Source organism: Pseudomonas sp. XK-1, from assembly GCF_038069885.1.
Lineage (GTDB): Bacteria > Pseudomonadota > Gammaproteobacteria > Pseudomonadales > Pseudomonadaceae > Aquipseudomonas.
In genome coordinates this window covers 99,870-120,309 of the sequence record NZ_JBBPES010000002.1, presented here as the reverse complement: position 1 = coordinate 120,309, position 20,440 = coordinate 99,870, and the positions used below count along the sequence as shown (strand labels likewise).

General features: G+C 62.9%; 18 protein-coding genes and 1 tRNA gene. 6 read left to right on the top strand and 13 right to left on the bottom strand.

Annotated elements, in window-relative coordinates:
• Positions 1–136: 136 nt before the first annotated feature.
• Positions 137–1,906, bottom strand: a complete 1,770-nt coding sequence (locus tag WMW70_RS06260; RefSeq protein WP_341436657.1) for an N-acetylglutaminylglutamine amidotransferase — start codon at positions 1,904–1,906, stop codon at positions 137–139.
• A gap of 135 nt (positions 1,907–2,041) precedes the next feature.
• Between WMW70_RS06260 and WMW70_RS06255 the strand changes: the two genes are divergently transcribed.
• Complete coding sequence (locus WMW70_RS06255) at positions 2,042–2,515, top strand: MarR family winged helix-turn-helix transcriptional regulator (RefSeq protein WP_341436656.1); 474 nt, start codon at positions 2,042–2,044, stop codon at positions 2,513–2,515.
• A 357-nt stretch (positions 2,516–2,872) separates the two neighbouring features.
• Here WMW70_RS06255 and dacB read toward each other — a convergent pair whose 3' ends face one another.
• Positions 2,873–4,315 (bottom strand): D-alanyl-D-alanine carboxypeptidase/D-alanyl-D-alanine endopeptidase, encoded by a 1,443-nt coding sequence (dacB, locus tag WMW70_RS06250; protein WP_341436655.1) that lies wholly within the window; start codon positions 4,313–4,315, stop codon positions 2,873–2,875.
• A gap of 287 nt (positions 4,316–4,602) precedes the next feature.
• Here dacB and WMW70_RS06245 point away from each other — a divergent pair, with 287 nt between their 5' ends.
• Complete coding sequence (locus WMW70_RS06245) at positions 4,603–4,944, top strand: YggL family protein (protein WP_341436654.1); 342 nt, start codon at positions 4,603–4,605, stop codon at positions 4,942–4,944.
• A gap of 342 nt (positions 4,945–5,286) precedes the next feature.
• On the opposite strand, the gene WMW70_RS06240 is transcribed toward WMW70_RS06245, so the two are convergent.
• The 7 genes from WMW70_RS06240 to WMW70_RS06210 all read right to left on the bottom strand — a co-directional run bounded on the left by WMW70_RS06240 (position 5,287) and on the right by WMW70_RS06210 (position 13,614).
• Complete coding sequence (locus tag WMW70_RS06240; RefSeq protein ID WP_341436653.1) at positions 5,287–8,247, bottom strand: HD domain-containing phosphohydrolase; 2,961 nt, start codon at positions 8,245–8,247, stop codon at positions 5,287–5,289.
• Positions 8,248–8,422: 175 nt separating this feature from the next.
• Positions 8,423–9,487, bottom strand: a complete 1,065-nt coding sequence (locus WMW70_RS06235) for an FUSC family protein (protein WP_341436652.1) — start codon at positions 9,485–9,487, stop codon at positions 8,423–8,425.
• Positions 9,488–9,490: 3 nt separating this feature from the next.
• Positions 9,491–10,822: a deoxyguanosinetriphosphate triphosphohydrolase gene (locus WMW70_RS06230; RefSeq protein WP_341436651.1), complete on the bottom strand. Its 1,332-nt coding sequence runs from the start codon at positions 10,820–10,822 to the stop codon at positions 9,491–9,493.
• Positions 10,823–10,969: 147 nt separating this feature from the next.
• The gene (locus WMW70_RS06225; protein WP_341436650.1) at positions 10,970–12,133 is read right to left on the bottom strand and encodes an EAL domain-containing protein; all 1,164 of its coding nucleotides are present in this window, start codon (positions 12,131–12,133) and stop codon (positions 10,970–10,972) included.
• Between the two features lie 432 nt (positions 12,134–12,565).
• A complete protein-coding gene (locus WMW70_RS06220) occupies positions 12,566–12,910 on the bottom strand; it encodes a hypothetical protein (RefSeq protein ID WP_341436649.1) in 345 nt (114 codons plus the stop codon).
• On the bottom strand, positions 12,907–13,287 hold the full coding sequence (locus WMW70_RS06215; RefSeq protein ID WP_341436648.1) for a phage holin family protein: 381 nt from the start codon (positions 13,285–13,287) through the stop codon (positions 12,907–12,909). The genes WMW70_RS06220 and WMW70_RS06215 overlap by 4 nt, the downstream gene beginning before the upstream one ends.
• Positions 13,288–13,299: 12 nt before the next feature.
• Positions 13,300–13,614, bottom strand: coding sequence for a DUF883 family protein (locus WMW70_RS06210; RefSeq protein WP_341436647.1), 315 nt, complete (start codon positions 13,612–13,614; stop codon positions 13,300–13,302).
• 371 nt (positions 13,615–13,985) lie between these two features.
• Here WMW70_RS06210 and WMW70_RS06205 point away from each other — a divergent pair, with 371 nt between their 5' ends.
• Complete coding sequence (locus tag WMW70_RS06205) at positions 13,986–15,194, top strand: ammonium transporter (RefSeq protein ID WP_341436646.1); 1,209 nt, start codon at positions 13,986–13,988, stop codon at positions 15,192–15,194.
• 67 nt (positions 15,195–15,261) lie between these two features.
• Here WMW70_RS06205 and WMW70_RS06200 read toward each other — a convergent pair whose 3' ends face one another.
• Positions 15,262–16,527 carry an OprD family porin gene (locus tag WMW70_RS06200; protein WP_341436645.1) on the bottom strand — a complete coding sequence of 422 codons (1,266 nt, stop codon included), beginning with the start codon at positions 16,525–16,527 and terminating at the stop codon, positions 15,262–15,264.
• A 255-nt stretch (positions 16,528–16,782) separates the two neighbouring features.
• Here WMW70_RS06200 and WMW70_RS06195 point away from each other — a divergent pair, with 255 nt between their 5' ends.
• From WMW70_RS06195 to WMW70_RS06185, 3 genes are all read left to right on the top strand, one after another.
• Entirely contained in the window at positions 16,783–17,934 is a 1,152-nt protein-coding gene (locus tag WMW70_RS06195) for a DUF5610 domain-containing protein (RefSeq protein ID WP_341436644.1), read from the top strand.
• A 79-nt stretch (positions 17,935–18,013) separates the two neighbouring features.
• The gene (locus WMW70_RS06190; protein ID WP_341436643.1) at positions 18,014–18,250 is read left to right on the top strand and encodes a glutaredoxin family protein; all 237 of its coding nucleotides are present in this window, start codon (positions 18,014–18,016) and stop codon (positions 18,248–18,250) included.
• A 50-nt stretch (positions 18,251–18,300) separates the two neighbouring features.
• Positions 18,301–19,185, top strand: coding sequence for a chemotaxis protein CheV (locus tag WMW70_RS06185; RefSeq protein ID WP_341436642.1), 885 nt, complete (start codon positions 18,301–18,303; stop codon positions 19,183–19,185).
• 87 nt (positions 19,186–19,272) lie between these two features.
• Here the strand turns inward: WMW70_RS06185 and WMW70_RS06180 are convergent.
• The 3 genes from WMW70_RS06180 to mobA form a co-directional block, all read right to left on the bottom strand.
• Positions 19,273–19,349, bottom strand: a tRNA-Pro gene (locus tag WMW70_RS06180).
• A gap of 133 nt (positions 19,350–19,482) precedes the next feature.
• Positions 19,483–19,704 carry a YgdI/YgdR family lipoprotein gene (locus WMW70_RS06175; protein ID WP_341436641.1) on the bottom strand — a complete coding sequence of 74 codons (222 nt, stop codon included), beginning with the start codon at positions 19,702–19,704 and terminating at the stop codon, positions 19,483–19,485.
• A gap of 81 nt (positions 19,705–19,785) precedes the next feature.
• On the bottom strand, positions 19,786–20,373 hold the full coding sequence (gene mobA / locus WMW70_RS06170) for a molybdenum cofactor guanylyltransferase MobA (protein WP_341436640.1): 588 nt from the start codon (positions 20,371–20,373) through the stop codon (positions 19,786–19,788).
• Positions 20,374–20,440: the final 67 nt, after the last annotated feature.

Below are 20,440 nucleotides of genomic sequence, written 5' to 3'. Positions count from 1 at the left end.
TTGCTCATTCGCGTGACCCGGTCTGTGCCAGGTTGTGGGTTTGAGCCGCGACAACCCCGGATTGCATCCGGGCTACGGCGGTGTTGCAGGGAGCGCAGGGTGGATGCCGAATGGCACATCCACCCAGGTCATGGCGCTACAGCCCCTGTTCGTTCAGCCACAGGTTGAGCGCCGCCATCTGCCACAGCTTGGAGCCGCGCAACGGAGTCAGCTGGCCATGGGGATCGGTCAGCAGGCGGTCGAGCATGGTCGGGTTGAACAGGCCGCGATCCTGGCTCGGATCGAGCAGCAGATCGCGTACCCAGCCCAGGGTCGCGCCCTCCAGGTGCTTGAGGCCGGGCACCGGGAAGTAGCCCTTGGGCCGGTCGATCACCGCGCTCGGAATCACCTGGCGCGCCGCTTCCTTGAGCACATGCTTGCCGCCATCCGGTAACTTGAACTGACCGGGAATGCGCGCCGAGAGTTCTGCCAGGCGGTAGTCGAGGAAGGGTGTGCGCGCCTCCAGGCCCCAGGCCATGGTCATGTTGTCGACCCGCTTGACCGGGTCATCGACCAGCATCACCGTGCTGTCCAGGCGCAGGGCCTTGTCCACCGCGGCGTTCGCCCCGGGTTGGGCGAAGTGCTGGCGAACGAATTCTCCGGCTGCATCGTCGGTCAGCCACTGGGGCTGTACGCAGGCGGCGTATTCCTCGTGCTCGCGGTCGAAGAAGGCGCTGCGGTAAGCGGCAAAGGCATCCTCTGCGCCATCCACCAGCGGGTACCAGTGGTAGCCGGCAAACAGCTCGTCGGCCCCCTGGCCGCTCTGTACCACCTTGCAGTGCTTGGCCACTTCCCGCGACAGCAGGTAGAAGGCGATGCAGTCGTGGCTGACCATCGGCTCGCTCATGGCGCGGAAGGCCGCCGGCAACTGCTCGAGAATCTCGTGCTCGCCGATGCGCAGCTGGTGGTGACGGGTGGCGAAGCGTTCGGCGATCAGGTCGGAGTACTGGAATTCGTCGCCACGCTCGCCGCCGGCATCCTCGAAGCCGATGGAGAAGGTCGAGAGGTTTTCCACCCCGGCCTCGCGCAGCAGGCCCACCAGCATGCTCGAATCGACCCCGCCGGAGAGCAGCACGCCGACATCCACCGCCGCACGCTGGCGGATCGACACGGCCTGGCGCATGCCATCCAGCACCAGGTCGCGCCATTCTTCCAGGCCGTAGCCGCTTTCATCGGGGCGTGGGCCGAAGGTCAGGTTCCACCAGGTCTGCTGCTCGCAGTTACCCTGGGCGTCGACACGCAACCAGCTGGCCGGCGGCAGTTTTTCCACGCCAGCGAGGATGGTGCGCGGAGCCGGGACCACGGCGTGGAAGTTCAGGTAGTGGTTGAGCGCGATGGGGTCCAGGGTCTTGCCGATATCACCACCGGCAACCAGGGCCGGCAGGCTGGAGGCGAAGCGCAGGCGCTGGCCGGTGCGCGACAGGTACAGGGGTTTGACCCCGAGGCGGTCGCGGGCGATAAACAGCTGCTGGCTGTCGCGCTCCCATATGGCGAAGGCGAACATGCCGTTGAGCTTGGGCAGCAGCGCCTCACCCCAGGCGTGATAGCCCTTGAGCAGCACTTCGGTGTCGCCATCGGAGAAAAAGCGGTAGCCCAGGTCTTGCAGCTCGTGGCGCAGTTCCGGGTAGTTGTAGATGGCACCGTTGAACACCATCGACAGGCCCAGGTCGCTGTCGATCATCGGCTGGCCGGAAGCTTCGGCCAGGTCCATGATCTTCAGCCGGCGATGGCCGAGGGCAATCGGGCCCTGGCTATGGAAGCCGTGGGCGTCGGGGCCACGAGGGGCCAGGTGGTGGGTGATGCGCTCAACCGCAGCCAGGTCGGCCGGGCGTTGATCAAAACGTAGTTCTCCAGCTATTCCGCACATAGTTCCTTACCGGTATTGCCGTTGGGGAGGGCTCGGTGGAGCAGCTGGCTGCCTGCGAACTGCTCGCCGAACATTTTACACCAAAACAAATAAATGCTTTCATGTCAAAGTTTAATGTCGGATAGAAAGGCAGTTATGACCGATAAAATAGTTTCTACTGAAATAGATTTGTCATCTGTCGTGGCCTTCGAACTACCGCTGTTCCAGGCCCTGCGACGCCTCCAGCAGGCGGGTGAAGTGCATGCCAAGCGCCTGAGCCGCTTTGGCGGGCTGACGCCGATGCAGTTGATGATCCTGCAGGTGCTGGCCGGGGAGAAACGGCTGACCGCCAGTGACCTCAGCGGCCGGGTCAGCCTGACCGCGGCGACCCTGTCGGGCATGCTCGACCGCCTGGAAGAGCGCGGCCTGCTGCAGCGTCAGCGCGACGATCAGGACCGGCGCCGGCAGTGGCTCTTGCTCAGCGCTGCCGGGCGCGAGCTGGTGCAGCAGGCCCCTAGCCTGTTGCCGCCGGAATTTCGCCAGCGCTTTGCCGCCCTGACCGACTGGGAACGACACAGCCTGACCGCAGCGCTATTGCGCGCGGCCGAGCTGTGCGGGGAGATGGAGTAGGGGGGCAGCCATGAAATGTCGGAGCCGCGTAGGGTGGGTTAGCGGTGCCAAGCGCTGATCGGTCAGGTACCGCGATCGTGGCGCGCCGCGTAACCCACCAAGCGATCTCCTGTGTTGCGCCGGTGGTGGGTTACGGCGCAACGAGTCTTGCTGGATCATTGCTATCTGCAGCACGCGCCTAACCCTCCCTACGACCTGGAGGAATTCGCGTCTATCGGCTTGTAGGCACCTTGTAGGAGCGGAGTGCCGCCCAGCCGCTCCTACAGGCGAAGCTTTTGATCTGAACCTATCCCAGATCGCCAGCCAGCTGACTGCTACCCAAGCAACGGCATCGCGCCGTGCTTGTGCAGCGCCCTTTTAGCGCTGGGCGCTGATCTTGGGCTGGCGATACAGGTCGATCAGCACCTGATCAAGAATCGACGATGCGCCCCAGGGGCGAGGGTCGTTGAGGATCGCCACCACGGCCCAGCTATTGCCGTTGCTGTCGCGGCTGTAGCCGGCGATGGCGCGCACGTTGTTCAAGGTGCCGGTCTTGATCCGCGCCTGGCCCACCAGCGGCGTCCTGTGCAGGCGGCGGCGCATGGTGCCGTCCATCGCCACCAGCGGCAGCGAACTCATGAACTCGGCGGCGTAGGGGCTTTGCCAGGCGGCCTCCAGCAGTTCGGCCATTTCCCGGGCGCTGACCCGCTCGGCGCGGGACAGGCCGGAGCCGTTTTCCATCACCAGATGCGGGGCGGTAATGCCCTTGCGCGCCAGCCAGGCGCGAATCACCCGTTGCGCTGCCTTGCCGTCGTCCTGGTCGGCGGGGTCGCGGAACTGTGCCCCCAGGCTGAGGAACAGCTGTCGGGCCATGGTGTTGTTACTGTACTTGTTGATGTCGCGGATGATCTCCACCAGGTCCGGGGAATAGGCCCGGGCCAGCAGGCGCGCATTGCTCGGCACATTGGCCAGGCGGTCCTTGCCCTGGATGCTGCCGCCCAGCTCCTGCCAGATGGCGCGAATGGCCCCGGCGGCGTAGCTGGGGTGATCGAGCAGGGACAGGTAGGTCTGCGAGCTGCAACCCTCAGCCAGCTGGCCGCTGACAATCACGTTGGTGCCGTCGAACTCGGTCACCGGGTTATAGCGCACATCCGGCCAGCCCGGGCATTTGGCGGCGGGCAGGGCCTTGACCCGGTTGTCGATGCGGATATTGGCAATCGGCGGCTCGGCGGCGATATGCACCTTGCCATTCTCGGTGCGGGCGATAAAGCGCAGCGCCTTGAGGTTCACCAGCAGCGAGTCGGGAGCCACCAGGAAGGGTTTGTTGGAATCGCCGCCGTCGTCGTTGAAGCTGGGCAGTTGCGGCTGCACGAAGTGACTGCGGTCGAGCACCAGATCGCCGCTTACCTGTTGCACGCCGTTGGCGCGCAGGTCACGCAGCAGCAGCCAGAGCTTCTCCATGTTCAGCTTGGGGTCGCCGCCGCCCTTGAGATACAGGTTGCCGTTGAGCACGCCGTTTTTCAGTTGGCCGTCGGTGAAGAATTCGGTTTTCCACTGGTGGGTCGGGCCAAGCAGTTCGAGCGCCGCATAGGTGGTGACCAGCTTCATGGTGGAGGCCGGGTTGACGGAAATGTCGGCGTTGAAAAAGGTGCTGCTGCCCGGGCCATTGAGCGGCACTGTCACCAGCGACAGGGATTGGGTGCTGATCTTGTTGGCTTTCAGCGATTGTTCGACCTTGTTCGGCAGGCCGGCGGCGTGCAGGGGCAGGGCCAGGGAGGCGAACAGGCTGCCGAGAGCCAGGCTACGCAGGGTATTGATCATGGGCAGGTACCCTCCAGCTGAGGGATAGAGATGACGCGAGACATGGATAGCGATCCCATCGCGATTTGGGATGTAGTTGGCAATTATGCCCCAAGCCCGCGCGGCTTGCCTGATCGGCAGGGCTCAGAGGGCAGGTTTTCTTGGTGCGAGGGCGTTGGAGTGGCCTTTGCCGCTATGGGCGTACAGTCCGTGCTCGCCTCGTTTGGTCGTCCGCCTGGCTGCGGAGCGGGCGTTCGGGCGGCGAAACTGCTAGAGTGCGCGGCGTTATCACTTTTGAGGATTGTTCCATGGCTACTAACCGTTCCCGCCGTCTGCGCAAAAAACTCTGCGTGGATGAATTCCAGGAGCTGGGTTTTGAGCTGAACCTGAACTTCAAGGACGATCTGACTGAAGAAGTCATGGATGCGTTCCTCGATCAGTTCCTGAGTGACGCCATGACCGCCAATGGCCTGGGCTATGTGGGCGGCGACGACTACGGTCTGGTATGCCTGGCCAAGCGTGGCTCGGTCAGCGAAGAGCAGCGCGCCCAGGTTGAAGCCTGGCTGAAAGGCCGCGCTGAGCTGGGGGATTTCACCGTCAGCCCGTTGATGGATGTGTGGTACCCGGACAGCGCGATCAATCAGGCCTGATCCTTCAGCCGGGTTCGCCGACAAGGCAAAGCCCAGGCTGGCAATAAACGAGGCTGGGTATGCACCATGCATACCCGGCCTCGTTTGTTTTGGCTATTCGCAGTTACCTGTTGCAAGCAGATTTCGTAGGGTGGGTTAGCCGCATGTGCGGATTTCCAGGCATCACGTCACCCTGAACGCGGCGTAACCCACCATCGGCGCAACGCATTCCATTGGCTGGTGGGTTACGCGCCGCACCACTTTCGCGGGTGGATTTTCGGACGGTGTTGGCGTCGCTAACCTGCGCGGCCCGACCCACCCTACGAATCGGGGCACCCTACCGATCGCGCCTCCGCCGCGTACCTACGCCTGCCCCGGCAGCCCGGCCTTGGCCAGTATGGCGGCCTCGTCCACTGCATCGATTTGCTCGCGCCCGAGAAAGCGTTCGGCATAGGTTTGGTAGATTTTCTCGCGCACGAACAGGCCGAACAGCTGGGGGTCGATATGCGCACCCTGGCACATGCCGGCCATGATATTCAGCGCCTCGGAGAGCAGTTTGCCTTTCTTGTAGGGGCGATCCACCGCCGTCAGTGCCTCGAAAATATCGGCGATGGCCATCATCCGTGCCGGCAGGCTCATGTCCTCGCGCTTCAGGCGTTTCGGGTAGCCGCTGCCGTCCATCTTTTCATGATGGCCGCCGGCGATTTCGGCGACATTGCGCAGGTGGGGCGGGAAGGGCAGACGATTGAGCATCAGGATGGTCTGCACGATATGGTGGTTGATGATGTAGCGCTCCTCGCCGGTCAGGGTGCCGCGGGTGACGCTCAGGTTGTACAGCTCGCCGCGGTTGAACTTGTGCTGCGGCACTTCCAGTTTGAACCCCAGCGGGTTGTCGGCCGGGATCAGCTCGCTGGCGGGCCGCTCGATCAGGTGTTCGGGCTTGTCGGCCAGCAGACGCTCCTCGACCGGCAGCGCCGTGGCCGGGCAGCGCTCCTGGCGCTTGCCTTCTTCCCAGGACACGCCGAGGCGATCGTCCAGGGTGCGTAGCCAGGTGCGCGCGGCGATTTTACCCAGGCGCTGCAGGTCGGCCTCGGCCATGGCTTCGCCACCGATATTACTGCGTGCGACAAAGGCGAATTCGTCATCCAGCGCCGCCAGCAGCTCATCGCGCAGGCGCGCCAGCTGTGCGGCGTCGCCACCCTGCGCACAGCCCTGCCAGTAGGCGATCCAGGCATCGCGCTTGAGCACCTCGAAACGCATGCGCACCTCGTGGATACGGTCGTACAGGGTCTCCAGTTTGGTCGCCTTGTCCACCACGTACTCGGGGGTGGTGACCTTGCCGCAGTCGTGCAGCCAGGCGGCGATATGCAGGGCCTCCCATTCCTCATCGCTCGGCCGGTAGTCGCGAAAAGCCGGCTCGTCGCTGGCGGCGGCGGCGCGGGCGAGCATCAGGGTTACCTCGGGCACGCGCTGGCAGTGACCGCCGGTATAAGGGCTCTTGGCGTCGATGGCCCCGGCGATCAGCTGAATAAAGGCGTCCAGCAGCTGCTTCTGCCGTTCCAGCAGGCGCTGGCTCTCGATACAGAGCGCGGCGACCCCGGACACTGCTTCGACGAAGGCGATGCGTTCGGGGCGCAGCATGGTCTGGTCGGACTCTTCGCCGAGGTCGCGATGCAGCAGCAGCAGGACTCCAAGGGTATCGCCCTGACGGTTGTGCAGGCCGGTGGCGACCAGGTGCACCCTGGGGCTGTCGAGGGCCTGCAGCAGGCTCTGGAAGTCGCCGGCCTGGTCGAAGCCTATGGAGGTGGCCGTACTGCCGCCGCCACTGGCCGGCTGGCGCAACCAGTCGGGTATCTGGCTGGTTGCCAGGTCGTAGTGGATCAGACCGTGCTTGCCCAGGCTGTGCTGCTGGCCATTGATAAACAGGCCGTGGGGTTCCAGGCGGCCACTCTCGCTATCGCTCAGGTAAATCAGCCCGCCATTGGCCCCGCTGATATCCACGGTTTCTTCCAGCACTCGTTTCAGCAGTGGGTCGAAGCGGGTTTCGGCGGAAAGGCTGGCGGCGATTTCCAGGAAGCTGGAGATCGTCTCTTTCATCCGCGTCATGGACACCGCCAGTTGATCGACTTCCAGCACCGGCGAACGGCCGCTGGCCGGGTAGCTGAAATCGAAGCGGCGAATCGCCTCGGCCTCCAGCACCAGGGAACGTAACGGCCTGACGATAATCCGCGAGCTGAGCCAGCCCAGGGGCAGGCAGAGCAGCAGGGTGGTCAGGGTGACCAGCGCGCCTTGCCAGCGGATGCGGTAGGCGTCGGCCAGCAGTTCGTCTTCCGGCACCAGCAGGGCCAGATGCAGGCCCTGGGGGCCGCCTTCCTGCAGATGGCGGCTGGAAACCACCCAGCGCCGCTGGTTGAGTTCCAGGGTGTCCTGTTGCCGTTGCTCCACGCCATTGGCGAGCAGGGCGGCAAAGGTCGGGCTGAGGTCCCTGGCCAGAGTCAGCTTGGGCGTGCCGTCATCGGTTACCAGGCGTTCTCTGTCCGGGTAGGCCACGGCATTGCCCTGGGGGTCGAACAGGATCACCTCGGTCGAAGGCGTGACTCTGTGCTTGGCCAGGGTATCGGAGAGGTCGGCCAGGGTCAGGTCGGCCCCCAGCACCGTGGTCATGCCGGCGCGCCGGGCCAGCGTGGTGCCGACCTCGGCGGTGGAAAAGAACACATAGGGGGCGGTGGTGATCTGTCCGCCATCGGCGCGGGCGCGGTTGTACCAGTCGCGCTTGCGCGGGTCGTAGCTTTCCTTGAGGCGCTGGCGGCGGCTGATGGGGTTTAGCGAGCCATCGAAGAACAGGTAGTTGGCCTCGGTGCCGGCGGCGCTGCGTTCGATCGACCAGACCTGGTAGGCGGCCTGCTCCGGGGCGTCGAAGCGCTCCTTGAGCATGTCGCTGCGCAGCGGGCGCACCATAAAGAAATCGCCATCGGCGTAGCCGAGGTACAGCGATGCCAGTTTCGGGTTGTCGCGCAGCGCCTGCACCAGGGGCTTGAGCAGCGTCAGGCGGCCTTCCAGGTCGGTGGCCTGGGTGGCTTCATGCAGGGCCAGCAGGCTGAGGAGGTGGCGGATGGGTTGATAGGTGTGCTGCAGATCCTGTTGCACCTCCTGCTCGATACGCTGGAACAGGCTGTTGCTGCTGGTGAAGATGATCTGGGTGGTTTGCCGGTAATTGAACACGCCGAGAACGATGCCGGTCAGCAGGAGCAGAAAGGTGAACAGCGCGCTGATATGGATATGCAGCGGTGCGCGTCGCTCGCGTATGCGGACTTGGTCGGGCATTCGCCTCACTCCTGTGGTTTGCGCTCTGTTAGCAGCAAAGCATAGTGAAGGCGCGACGGTTTGCCGGCGGAACGTAGCGAAGAAGATAAAGTTTTATTGCCAGCGGTTCTAAGCGCTCAGGGTGGACGACAGCCCCAGTGGGGCTGTCTGCAGGCACGCGCCTGTGCGCGACCGCTCAGGGCTGCGGCTGATTGGCCGCCAGCCGCTGGGCGCGGTTGCTCAACAGCTGGCGCAGGCCGTGAACCAGCAAGGCGATAGACAGGGCGATTACCACGCCGAACAGCGCATTGAGCAGACGTACTTCGGCCAGGTCCCAGTCCTGGGCCAGGCTTTCCGCCAGGAGCACGAAGCACACCGTGGTCTGCAGCACGAACAGCCCGTAATTGTTGGCCTGCAGGCCGCGACTGAGGGTGATCAAGGGCAGCAGGATGGCCACCATCAGCGCCGGATCCTGCACGCTATGGCCGAGCAGGATCAGCAGGCCGGCTGCCGCCACGCTGGCCAGGATCGATTGCAGGGCGCGCACCAGGCTGCCCTGGAAATTCAGCTGCAGGGTGGTGACCACGGTCAGGGTCAACCAGTAGCCGCGCTCCAGCCCCGCCAGGTTGACGACCAACCCCGCCAGGGCGAAGGCCAGGGTGCAGGCCAGGGCATGCAGCCGCCATTGCTGCTGCGGCAGGCGTTTGGCGTGGCGCTTGAGTACCTTGAAGATGCTGATAAAGCGCGGCATATAGGGCCACATGCGCAGGCCGTGCATGCCGCGCAGGCCGAAGGCCAGAAGCATCACCCAGAGCCCGCCGAGGATAAACAGCATGGCGATGGCATAGGGGTTGTTGAGGTTGCCCAGGCCCTGCTGGCCCTGACCCAGGCACAGGCAGATAGCCAGGCCGATGCCCAGCTTGCCGGCTTCGCTGCCGAAGCGCTGCAGCCAGGCCAGAAGGAAACCGAAGGCGGCGAAGATAAAGAAACTGGCATAGGGGTGGCTGGCCGACCAGAAGCCCAGACCGGCGCTGCAGGCCCCCAGGCCACAGAGCATCAGCATGCGCAGCATGCCCAGGCGATGCAGCGGGTTGGCCTGGGCGGCCTGGAACGCCCCCGCCGAGGCCCAGAGAAAGCCCGGGTGAGCGCTGAACAAACCGAGCAGCAGCGGCAGGGCGCAACCGAAGCCGGCGACCATGGCCGGGCCCCAGGCGGGTGGGCCGGCGTGCCAGCTGAAGACTTGTTTGAGCAGATGCTTCATCGCTTATACCGGGCTTGAGCGGCCGGTCATCTCCCGGGCCATTTCAGTAGCGTAGCTGTCGGTCATGCCGGCGATAAAGTCGATCATGCGCAGGAACGAGCGGTACAGCGGCCAGTTCGGATCGGGCGCGTTGTTGCCGAGCAGGTCGAGAATGCGCCGATTCTTGAACGAAGGCGTGCGTCCGCCGTGCTGCTCCAGGGCCGCGCCGCAGAAGGCGTTGAGGAGGATTTCCAGGGTGGTGTAGGCACCGATCTCGTGCAGGGTCTTGCGCTTGTCCTGGAAGATCTTCTGCCGGGCCATGTCCTTGGCACTCTGTACGCAGCGCTTGGCGGTGCCATGCATATGCTCGACCAGATCGCCCTGCAAGGTGCCGGCGAGCAAGGCATCCTGCTGCTCGACAAAGGCCTCGGCGGCGGCATTGGTCAGATGTTCGATGGCCTTGCCGCGCAGGATCGCCAGCTTGCGCCGCCTGGAGTCGTCCGGGCCGAGTTGGCGGTAGGTTTCCGGCAGGTCATCGCCCACCAGGTCGAGCAGCAGCGCTTCGACTTCGCTGTAATCGAGCAGCTCCATTTCCAGGCCGTCTTCCAGGTCGATCAGGCCGTAGCAGATATCGTCCGCGGCCTCCATCAGGTAGACCAGCGGGTGACGCCCCCAGCGCTGTTCTTCCAGCTGCGGTAGGCCGAGTTTGCCGGCGATCTGCTCAAGCAGCGGCAGCTCGCTCTGGTAGCAGCCGAACTTGTGCTTCTTGTAACCCAGGGCCTCGGCGTGGCGGGCGGTCCAGGGGTATTTCAGGTAGGTGCCGAGGGTTGCGTAGGTCAGCCGGGTACCGCCGTCGAACTGGTGGTATTCCAGCTGGGTGAGCACGCGAAAGCCCTGGGCGTTGCCCTCGAAACTGAGAAAGTCACCACGCTCGGCGTCGCTCATGCTGTCCAGCCAGCCGCGTCCGGCGGCCTGTTGAAACCAGTGGCGAATGGCGTCTTCACCGGAGTGGCCAAAAGGAGGATTGCCGATGTCGTGGGCCAGGCAGGCGGACTGCACGACCATGCCCAGGTCGCTTGGCGCGCACCAGGCCGGCAGGGCATCGCGGATCATTTCGCCGACGCGCATGCCCAGAGAGCGGCCCACGCAGCTTACCTCCAGCGAGTGGGTCAGACGGGTATGGATATGATCGTTGCTCGATACCGGGTGCACCTGAGTCTTGCGCCCCAGGCGGCGGAATGCGCCGGAGAAGATGATGCGGTCGTGGTCTTTGTGAAAGGGCGTGCGGCCCAGTTCATCGGCGCTGTGTGTCGGCTTGCCAAGGCGTTCGCGGTTGAGCAGGGTTTGCCAATCCAAAGCATGTCCTCGCCATCGGGTGGCTTGTTGGGGCGCTATCGAGCTGCCCTACGGAAACGTCTGGGCCCTAGCTTCGGGGTTCGGCGGGGCGGCTGCAAGTGGCTCGTTGAATTGTCAGGGGTTTTCTGCGTGCCCCGGTGCCCCGGGTCAGAAGCCTGCGGCGTCGATGTCCATCAGCAGCAGGCGTTTGCCATTTTCGATAAATTGCCCGGCGGTCAGGCAGTACTGGTTGGTTGTGGCGTCGCGGTAGGTGCTGGAAAGAATCAGTCGGCGCTCGTCCCAGCCTTCGGCGAGCAGCTGGTAGAAGTAGGGCCGCCACGACCAGTTATGCCCGACATAGCGTGCGTCGCTTTGCCAGGCGCTGTCGCGCCACTCCAGATTGGCGGTGAGCTGGGTGCCGTGGCGGTCGCACTGGTAGATGCGCAGCAGCCAGGGATAGGCCTGTGGCAGTTGCAGCAGGTGCTCCGGTGAGCCGTTTTCCACCCACTGTTTGAAGCTGTTCATCAATTCGCTCAGTTGCTGGCGCAGGGTCATCAGGCGGGCGCGCTCTGCAAGCTTCTGTTGCACGTAGTGGTCGCGCAGCTGGGCGAAGCGTTTGACGAAGGCATTGCTGCTGAAAAAAGTCTCTTCGGGTTTGGCGAACAGATAGCCCTGTACATAACGCGCGCCGCATTCCAGGGCGAAGTCCAGCTCGGCTTCGGTTTCCACCCCTTCGGCGATGATCCAGCAGCCGGTCTTTTCTGCCATCTGTGCCAGGGCCTTGACCACCTCGCTGCTCGGGCCGCCGCGGGCGGCTTGCTGGAACAGGCGCATGTCCAGCTTGAGGATATCTGGCTGCAGGGCCAGTACCCGGTCAAGCTGGGAATAGCCCGCGCCAAAGTCGTCGATGGCTATGCGTGCGCCGGCCTCGCGATAGCGCTCGACCACCCGCGGCAGGCGCAGGGTGGCCCCGCCCAGTTCGGTGATTTCAAAGACAATACGCGCCGGGTCTATACCGCTGCGCTGCAGTTGCTTGAGGCTGGGCAAGGGTTGCCCGGGCCGCAGCTGGCTGATCCAGCGGGGGGAAATATTCAGGCTGAGAAACCAGTCCTGGGGGGCTTCATGAAAGCGCTCCAGGGCTTGCTCGCGCACGGCGCGATCCAGGCGCCGCAAGGCCGCCGGCGGCGTTTTCGGGTCGCTGAACAAGGGGCCAGCGGAATGCAGCTGGCCGTCTTCGTTGCGCAAGCGCGCCAGTGCCTCGACCCCAGCGATGCGGCCGGTGGCGGTGTCGATAAAGGGTTGGAAGACAGCGACTGGTTGACCGTCGAACACCAAGCACATCCTTAGGGTTTGTTGCCGTTTCGTTCGCGGCCGCGCCGGAGCCTGTTTTAGCGCGAGGCAAGGCACGAGACACGAAGTTTGGTTGTTCCAAATGAGTGTCGAGAAACGCAGTATCGCGCTAAAACAGGCCCGGCCCTTCGGGTTGCGCGCAAAATCTCGCCATGCGGTGTTGGAGGACTTGGCAAGGGAACAACCATTACCTGCGTCCTCCGCCTAGCGGAGCGCCGCCCGGCCATGGCGAGATTTTTCGCGGCAACGCGGTTCGCGACGAAACGGCAACAGACCCTAGGCAGCGCAGTGCCCCGATAGATGGCACCGGCATTACCTTAGCAATATTGCTGCCAGGCTGATGGCAGAGTGCTCTGTGTGCTGCGGGCGGCAGCGGCTGTCAGGGCTTTGCGCTCGGATGCTGTTGGTCGGGGCTCAGGCCGCGTCGTCTGTGCCCGTCGCGCGGCTCGGCGGGCGGGGTGGGTTGCGTCTGAGCAGGGGAAAGGCGACCAGGGCGATGCGCAGCCAGCGTCGCCAATTACCCTGACGCACGCCGAGAGTGGCCAGGAGCAAGGCACCGCCTGCGACCCAAAGTGGTGCATTGCTTTTTCCCAGCTCTTCGCGCCAGTGCTGCGTGAAGTACTGCGCCTGGCGCAGCGGTTGCAGCATCACCAGGGTTTCATGGCGCAGCTCCTGGCGGTGCATCTCCAGGCGCATGCGCAGCATGGCTTTGCGCAGGTCGCGGCGCGAGGCTTTGGCGGGCAGGTCGGTTAGGCTCATGGCAGCAGTTGCTCGCGGTCACGGGCCAGCTCTTCCAGGCTGGCGGCGAAGGGGGCTGGGGCGTTACGTACACGCAGCAGCAGGCCAAACAGGCAGGCCAGCAGACCCAGGGCGTAGAAGGCGCAGAGCAGCGCGATCACCGTAAGCCGGTGACTTTCCCAGAAGACGATCAGCAGCGCAGTCGACAGACCCAGCAGCAACAGAAAGGCGAAGGCCAGACTCAGGCTGACCAGCACCAGCAGGCTCAGGGTATGGCTCTGCTGCTCTTTGAGTTCTTCGCCGAACAGGGCCACATGGCCCTGCAGCAGACCCAGCAGGGCACCGGCAAAGCGCCGCGGTGCGGCACCGCGGCTTGGGGATGACGGTGTTTCTTGCATATGTATTCTCGATCAGCGTCGCGAAATCAGCATGCCCAACAGCAGGCCGATGGCGGCGGCAACCCCCAGGGTCTGCCAGGGATGGGTCTGGACATAGCCTTCGGTGGCTTGCACGGCGGCCTTGCCGCGCTCAAGCAGGGCACCTTCGGCATTGTGCAGGGTGGTACGGGCGCGGCCGAGGCTGCTGCGGATCTGCTCGCGCAGCTCTTCCGCCTGCTCGCCGGCCAGGCTGGCCGAGTGCTGCAGCAGTTGCTCGGTGTCGCGAACCAGTGCCTGAAACTCTTCCAGTAACTGGTCTTGGCTGGATACAGGGTTTTTACGGGCCATGGTGTCTCTCCTTTGACTTGTCAGTTCAGTGTAGGGGGTTCGAGTCCTTTGTGGGACCAGGGTTCCTTCTTTAATTGTGCGCTCCAGCTGAAGCCAGGGCTGGTATAGCGCTTGCATTGCGTTGGTGCGCTTTCTTGCAGATGTGCGCCTTTATGGGGCTCTGCAGGGGTTGGCCTGGACGCCGTGGTGCATCAATAACCCATTAATAACTATGGATTTAGTACCTGAAAGCTGATCTGGCAAAGTGTCATTTTGGTGCCTTGCCCGAGGCTGAAGACTGACCTTATGTGCAGTTTGTGCTGCTATATGGTGCGTTTTTGCCGTAAATGATCCTCTTTGGTGCTTTTCCCGCAACGGAGTTTTCTTTGCCGATGGAAAACATCAACAGTGCTGTGGAAACCCTGATTCACGGCTCTAATACCCTGTTTATCCTGCTCGGTGCCGTAATGGTACTGGCCATGCACGCCGGCTTCGCCTTCCTTGAGGTCGGCACGGTCAGGCAGAAGAACCAGGTCAATGCCCTGTCGAAGATCATCTCCGACTTTGCCGTTTCGGCCCTGGCCTACTTCTTTGTCGGCTACTGGATCGCCTATGGGGTGTCCTTCCTGGAGCCGGCCAGTGTGCTGACCGAGGGCCACGGCTATGGTCTGGTGAAGTTCTTCTTCCTGCTGACGTTCGCTGCGGCGATTCCGGCGATCATTTCCGGCGGCATTGCCGAGCGCGCCAAGTTCGGCCCGCAGCTTTGCGCCACGTTGCTGATCGTCGCCTTCATCTACCCATTCTTCGAGGGCATGATCTGGAACGGCAACTATGGCGTACAGGCCTGGCTCGAAGCGCAATACGGTGCGGCCTTCCATGATTTTGCCGGCTCGGTGGTGGTGCATGCGGTGGGCGGCTGGCTGGCCTTGGGCGCGGTGATTCTGCTGGGCCGGCGCGATGGTCGCTATCGCGATGGTCGCCTGGTGGCGTTTGCCCCGTCGAATATTCCGTTTCTGGCCCTGGGCTCGTGGATCCTGATCATCGGCTGGTTCGGCTTTAACGTGATGAGCGCGCAGACCCTGGGCAGCGTCAGTGGCCTGGTGGCGGTCAACACCCTGATGGCGATGGTCGGTGGTACGGTGGCGGCCTTGCTGGTCGGGCGCAATGACCCGGGCTTCCTGCACAACGGCCCGTTGGCCGGTCTGGTGGCGGTGTGTGCCGGTTCCGATCTGATGCATCCGGTCGGTGCACTGGCGACCGGCGCGATTGCCGGTGCGCTGTTCGTCTGGGCGTTTACCGCGACCCAGGTCAAATGGAAGATCGATGATGTGCTCGGCGTCTGGCCGCTGCACGGCCTGTGTGGCGTGTGGGGCGGCATCGCCTGCGGCATCTTCGGTCAGCAGGCGCTCGGTGGCCTGGGCGGCGTCAGCCTGGCCAGCCAGTTTATCGGTACTGCGCTGGGCGTGGTGGTGGCGCTGCTGGGTGGTTTTCTGGTGTATGGCGTGCTGAAGGTTTCGATCGGCATTCGCTTGACCCAGGAAGAGGAATACTACGGAGCCGACCTGTCGGTGCATAAGATCGGTTCGCTCAGCCAGGACTGATCGAGGCGCGCAACGCAAAAGGCCCGGACAATGTCCGGGCCTTTCTATTTACGGTTGTTGCCGGCAGTTAAAGCAGCGGCAGGGTGTAGCTGACAATCAGACGGTTCTCGTCGATGTCGTTAGTAAAGTTCGAGCGCACAGTCGCATTGCGCCAGCGCACGCCGAGGTTCTTCAGCGCGCCTTCCTGGAACACATACATCAGCTCAGTATTGCGCTCCCACTCTTTCCCTTCGGAGGCAGTGGCACCGCGGTCGACGTTATCACCGGTCAGGTAGCGGGTCATAAAGGTCAGGCCGGGGATGCCGATGCTGGCGAAGTTGAAGTCATAACGCGCTTGCCAGGACTGCTCGTCCTTGTTGGCAAAGTCACTGATTTGTACGTAGTTGACCAAGAACGGATCGGTGCTGGTTGCCAAGTAAGCAAAGCCAGTGTCCCCACTCATCTTCTGGTAGCCCAGGCCGAAGCTGTGACCTTCGATGCCATAGGTAATCATGGCACCCAACGCCTTGTTGTCGACGTTGCTGCGCCCGTCATCGGTGGAACGGGCGTAACGCAGGTCGGTCTTCAGGGTTTGCTTATCAGCCAAGGGCAGGACATGGACCAGGTTGAAGGAGTTCTGCTTATACAAATCCTCCAGGTTGGAATAGTAATACGCGCCAGTCAGGTCCTGAGTCAGCTTGTAGGTGCCGCCGAGGAAGGTGAACGCATCGGTGGTGCTGTCGCCCGTTACGCTAATCCCGCGCCGGCCGCCAGTAGTCATGGACAGGTCTTCAAAGTCACCTGAATTTCGGTTGTTCACTTCCCGCACATAACCGCCGTCGAGGGTCAGCCCGTCGATTTCCTGGGAAATGAGCTGGCCGCCCTTGAAGACCTGCGGGGTCAGACGGCTATCGCTGGAGGCGATGGCCATGTTCTTGAACTGCATGCTGCCGACGCGCAGGGTGGTCTTGGACACTTTGGCTTTTGCCGCTACGGCCAGATCAGAGGAGTAATCCTGTGAGCCGCCGGAACGATCCGGAACCAGCAAATCGGTATTGGCGGTGCCGCCACCAGAATCCAGCTTGAAGCCGAGCATGCCGATAGCGTCGAGACCAAAACCAAAAGTGCCTTCGGTGTAGCCGGAGTCTGCACGCAGGATAAAGCCCTGAGCCCATTCTTCACGCTTGGCTTGGGACGCACCGTCCTGACGGAAATCACGGTTGAAGTAGAAGTTACGCAGTTCCAGGCTGGCTTTGCTGTCCTTGATAAATTCAGCCTGGGCCAGTGACGGCAGGGTCATGCAGGTGCCCAGTGCGGCGAGTGCCACAGCGCGGGCGAGGGGAGATTGACTCATTATTGTTAGCTCCTCATGTGTGCGGGTCGGCTTGTGGCCGATCTATTACAGCGAAACGCAATAAAACACGGGCAAGGCGGCTTGACCCTTAGACTTTGGTCGGCCCACCGCGCGCCCTGCACGTTGAAAGTGACCGTGCAGTCGCTGTGCGCTGTTTGTGCGCCGGGTACCGTTGATCGGGCACTTTTCCCCTGAGCTAAAGTTTCACCTGTTACCGCCGCTAACCATCCAGATACTCCGCCTAGGTAATTTGCCATGAACCCCCTGGCCTCGCCGTCATCCACTGCTACCCGCCCATCTTCCAGCAGCACTCAGCCGGTCGTGCGCACTGTCGCCGATGCCAATGCGGTGCTGGCCAACCGTCTGGCCGAGCGCCTGGGGTTGCCGCCGGGTGGCATGGGGATCAAGGCCGAGGACTACAGCCCGGAGAAAGTCGCCGGGCGCATCATCGGCTTTATCGAGCAGCGCCTGCACAGCGAGCAAGCCGGCGGTGCCGATACCGGCAAGCTGCAAAAGCTTCTCGACCAGGCCCGCAGTGGTGTGGAAAAGGGCTTTGCCGAAGCGCGGCAGATCCTTGATGGCATGGGCGTGCTGCAGGGCAAGGTGGCGAGCGATATCGACGACACCTACCAGCGTATTCAGGACGGCTTTGCCAGCCTGGATCAGCGTTTCAATCCACCCGCCCCAGCGGAAGGCGGCACCACGGCAGTGGCGGCCTATAGCGAACGCTTGAGCGCCCAGGCGCAAACCTTCGAGCTAGCGGTCACGACCCGCGATGGCGACCGTTTGCGTATTTCCATCGCCCAGGCCTCGGCCAGCTGGTCGCAGAACAGCATTGCCGCGGCGAGTAATGGCAACAGCAGTGCGGTGGTCGCCAGCAGCCAATCGGGGAGCCTGCAGATCGGGGCCTGGCAGGTCAGCGTCGAAGGTGAACTTGACGAGCAGGAGCGTGCGGCCCTGGAGAAACTCTTCGGCCAGGTGCAGGAGCTGTCCAACAAGTTCTATTCCGGCGATCTGTCGGGGGCCTTCGACCGGGCCATGGCCCTGGATCTGGATGGCGAGCAGTTGGCCTCCATGTCCCTGCGGTTGACCCAGACCAGTATTCGCCAGGCCACCGATGCCTACAGTGCAGTCGCCGAGCAGGGTGGTCAGGCCGCAAGCGCGGTCAATGCCAGTCTGCTTGATTACGCCCAGAGCCTGCTGGAGGCGCTGCGCAGTGCCAATCAGGTGAGCGACGACGGCAAAGGCAGTCTGCTCGACCTGCTCAAGGGCGGTTTTTCTCTGGATGAGCGTTTTGATGACAAGCGTCTGGAAAAAGCCGAGCGCCTCAACAGCCGTCTGCTCGAAGGCTTGCAGCCTCTGCTTGATGAGCCCCAGCCCGCCGCCGGAAAAAATACCGAGGTCTGATGGCTGCGACTAAGGATCGAGCCGATGGTCGTGCGGGCAGTGCTAGACTGAGCCCTTAGTGAATGATCGAGGCGTGCAGATGCTTCCGGAATGTCAATTGTTCGGTACCCTTGGCTGCCACCTGTGCGAGGTCGCGGAGGCGTTACTGATGCCGTTCGTCGAGCACGGTTTGCTGGTCGAGCTGGTCGATATCGTCGAACACCCGGACTGGCTTGAACACTACGCGTTGCGCATCCCGGTGCTGCGCCGTAGCGACACCGGTGCCGAGTTGAACTGGCCATTCGAAGCCGAACAGATTGTCGAATTTCTGCGCTGAGCCTGCCTGTTCCAAGTGCTTGATAACTCATAGTCAAAGGATAAAGAAGCATGAGCATGGTGCTGGGGGATGCCTTGTCGCTGCTGTTGTTTCGGCTGCACAGTGGCCGCTTGTTGGGAATCAACCTGCTCAAGGTTCAGGAAATCATTCCCTGTCCGGTCTTGACCAAACTTCCCAGTCGCCACCCGCATGTGCGTGGGGTAGCGACCTTGCGCGGCTCGGCTCTGACCGTGATCGACCTGGCCCGGGCAATCGGCGAGCAGGGCGTCAGCGACAGTCGCGATGGCTGCCTGATCGTCACCGAACTCAGCCGCTCGCGTCAGGGTCTGCATGTGCAGAGTGTCGAACGTATCGTCCAGTGCTCGACCCGTGATGTGCGTCCACCGCCCGCCGGCTCCGGGAGCAAGGCGTTTATCACCGGGGTGACCCAGATCGACGGCAAGATCGTGCAGATTCTCGATATCGAGAAGGTGCTGCACGAACTGGCCCCGGTGGTTGTCGAGGAGCTTGATGAGCAGCTGCTGTCGGAGGCCGAGCGCAACCTGCTCAGGGGTCGCCGAGTACTGGTCGTGGACGACTCCCATGTGGCCCTGCAGCAAAGCATGATCACCCTGCGCAAGCTGGAGCTGGACTGCCAGATGGTCAGAAGCGCCGCCAGTGCGCTGCAGCTGTTGCTGGCTGAGCACGAGGCGGGGCGGCCGATCGAGGTGCTGGTTTCGGATATCGAGATGCCGGAGATGGATGGCTACGACCTGGTGCGCGCGATCCGCAAGCAGGCGGATATTGGCCAGACCTATGTGCTGCTGCACACCTCGCTGGATAGCACCATGAACACCGAAAAAGCCCGGGCGGTGGGAGCCAATGATGTACTGACCAAGTTCTCCACCGTCGACCTGAGCAAAGCCCTGGTGCGTGCCTTTTCCAGCCTGAACTAGCTTTCCAGCGGCCACAAAAAAGCCCGCTATCTGCGGGCTTTTTTGTGTGTTCTGACTGCGTATTGCACGCTGGAAAGAACTGGGAATTGGTCGGAGAGACAGGATTCGAACCTGCGACCTTCTCGTCCCGAACGAGACGCGCTACCAAGCTGCGCTACACTCCGAATAATTCGAGATTGTACTCAAAAAGTTTTGTTGCACAAGGGGTTAGGCGCGTTTTTTTTGAGCCGTCGAGGGCTCCGCGGCTATCAGGCGGCACGCCATAACGGCATAGACACGCCTGAATGCAGCCGCTAATTACAATTCCTTGACCGTACGAACCTGGTCCTTGTTGACCTTGGCGCGTTTGCCGTCGAGTTGTTCAAACTCGTAGAAGCCGGAGGTGGAATCGTAGTCGGGAGCATCGACTGTCTGGATTTCGCGGCCATCGTTCAACGTGATCACCGAAGGCGATGCACAACCCGCCAGAGTGGCCAGGCCGAGGGCGAGCATTAGTGCCGGAACAGTGCGCAGTGTCATGTGAATCTCCTTGGTTAATAGGGCTTTGCACATTCGTGAGACGAGACCTGATCGGCCAAGTTCCCTAGCGAGGCTTATACATCAACTACGGCGCGCGGATTCAAGTAATTCAGGCGTGTTCAGGTTGGCCAGCCGCGGATCGTCTGCCGGGCAATCGACCGTCGCTATGGCGAGGCTGCGCAGCCAGCGCTGCGGGCTGCGTTCGCCGGCTTGCCAGGCCCGCTCCAGGGCCGGGGAAAGTGCACTGGGGATCAGGCTGAACAATGGCTCCAGATAGCCCCCCTGGCGTACCACCACCGGCTGTTCGCCCGCTTGGCTGAGCAGGGCCTGGAGCAGTTCCCGGTCGATTCTGGGGGCATCGCAGGGCAGTACCAACAGCCAGGGGTGGCGTGCCACCTTGAGGCCGGCGCGGATACCCGCCAAGGGGCCCGGAAAGTCCTTGTCGTCATCCTCGATCAGGCGGTCGGCGTAGGGGGCATAGCGCTCGGCGTTGCGGTTGCAGGAGATAAGCAGATCATCGGTCAGCGGTCGCACCAGCTCGTGCAGCCAGGCAATCAGCGGGCGGCCTTGCCAGTCGATCAGGCCCTTGTCGGCACCGCCCATGCGTTGTCCGCGGCCGCCGGCCAGCAAGAGGACGGAACAGCTGGGCAGGGTAACGGGAGCGGGCATGACGGAGCCTCCGGGGATGGGCCTGTGATATAACGGCGAGCATTATCGCCCATAACTGGAAGCCTGC

Bases quoted from the DNA above. Each gene is read 5' to 3' on its own strand.
- WMW70_RS06195 (WP_341436644.1), top strand. From the start codon at position 16,783: ATGAACCCCCTGGCCTCGCCGTCATCCACTGCTACCCGCCCATCTTCC.
- WMW70_RS06255 (WP_341436656.1), top strand. From the start codon at position 2,042: ATGACCGATAAAATAGTTTCTACTGAAATAGATTTGTCATCTGTCGTG.
- mobA (WP_341436640.1), bottom strand. From the start codon at position 20,373: ATGCCCGCTCCCGTTACCCTGCCCAGCTGTTCCGTCCTCTTGCTGGCC.
- WMW70_RS06185 (WP_341436642.1), top strand. From the start codon at position 18,301: ATGAGCATGGTGCTGGGGGATGCCTTGTCGCTGCTGTTGTTTCGGCTG.
- WMW70_RS06200 (WP_341436645.1), bottom strand. From the start codon at position 16,527: ATGAGTCAATCTCCCCTCGCCCGCGCTGTGGCACTCGCCGCACTGGGC.
- WMW70_RS06215 (WP_341436648.1), bottom strand. From the start codon at position 13,287: ATGCAAGAAACACCGTCATCCCCAAGCCGCGGTGCCGCACCGCGGCGC.
- WMW70_RS06190 (WP_341436643.1), top strand. From the start codon at position 18,014: ATGCTTCCGGAATGTCAATTGTTCGGTACCCTTGGCTGCCACCTGTGC.
- WMW70_RS06175 (WP_341436641.1), bottom strand. From the start codon at position 19,704: ATGACACTGCGCACTGTTCCGGCACTAATGCTCGCCCTCGGCCTGGCC.
- WMW70_RS06235 (WP_341436652.1), bottom strand. From the start codon at position 9,487: ATGAAGCATCTGCTCAAACAAGTCTTCAGCTGGCACGCCGGCCCACCC.
- WMW70_RS06210 (WP_341436647.1), bottom strand. From the start codon at position 13,614: ATGGCCCGTAAAAACCCTGTATCCAGCCAAGACCAGTTACTGGAAGAG.
- WMW70_RS06260 (WP_341436657.1), bottom strand. From the start codon at position 1,906: ATGTGCGGAATAGCTGGAGAACTACGTTTTGATCAACGCCCGGCCGAC.
- WMW70_RS06245 (WP_341436654.1), top strand. From the start codon at position 4,603: ATGGCTACTAACCGTTCCCGCCGTCTGCGCAAAAAACTCTGCGTGGAT.
- WMW70_RS06205 (WP_341436646.1), top strand. From the start codon at position 13,986: ATGGAAAACATCAACAGTGCTGTGGAAACCCTGATTCACGGCTCTAAT.
- WMW70_RS06220 (WP_341436649.1), bottom strand. From the start codon at position 12,910: ATGAGCCTAACCGACCTGCCCGCCAAAGCCTCGCGCCGCGACCTGCGC.
- dacB (WP_341436655.1), bottom strand. From the start codon at position 4,315: ATGATCAATACCCTGCGTAGCCTGGCTCTCGGCAGCCTGTTCGCCTCC.
- WMW70_RS06240 (WP_341436653.1), bottom strand. From the start codon at position 8,247: ATGCCCGACCAAGTCCGCATACGCGAGCGACGCGCACCGCTGCATATC.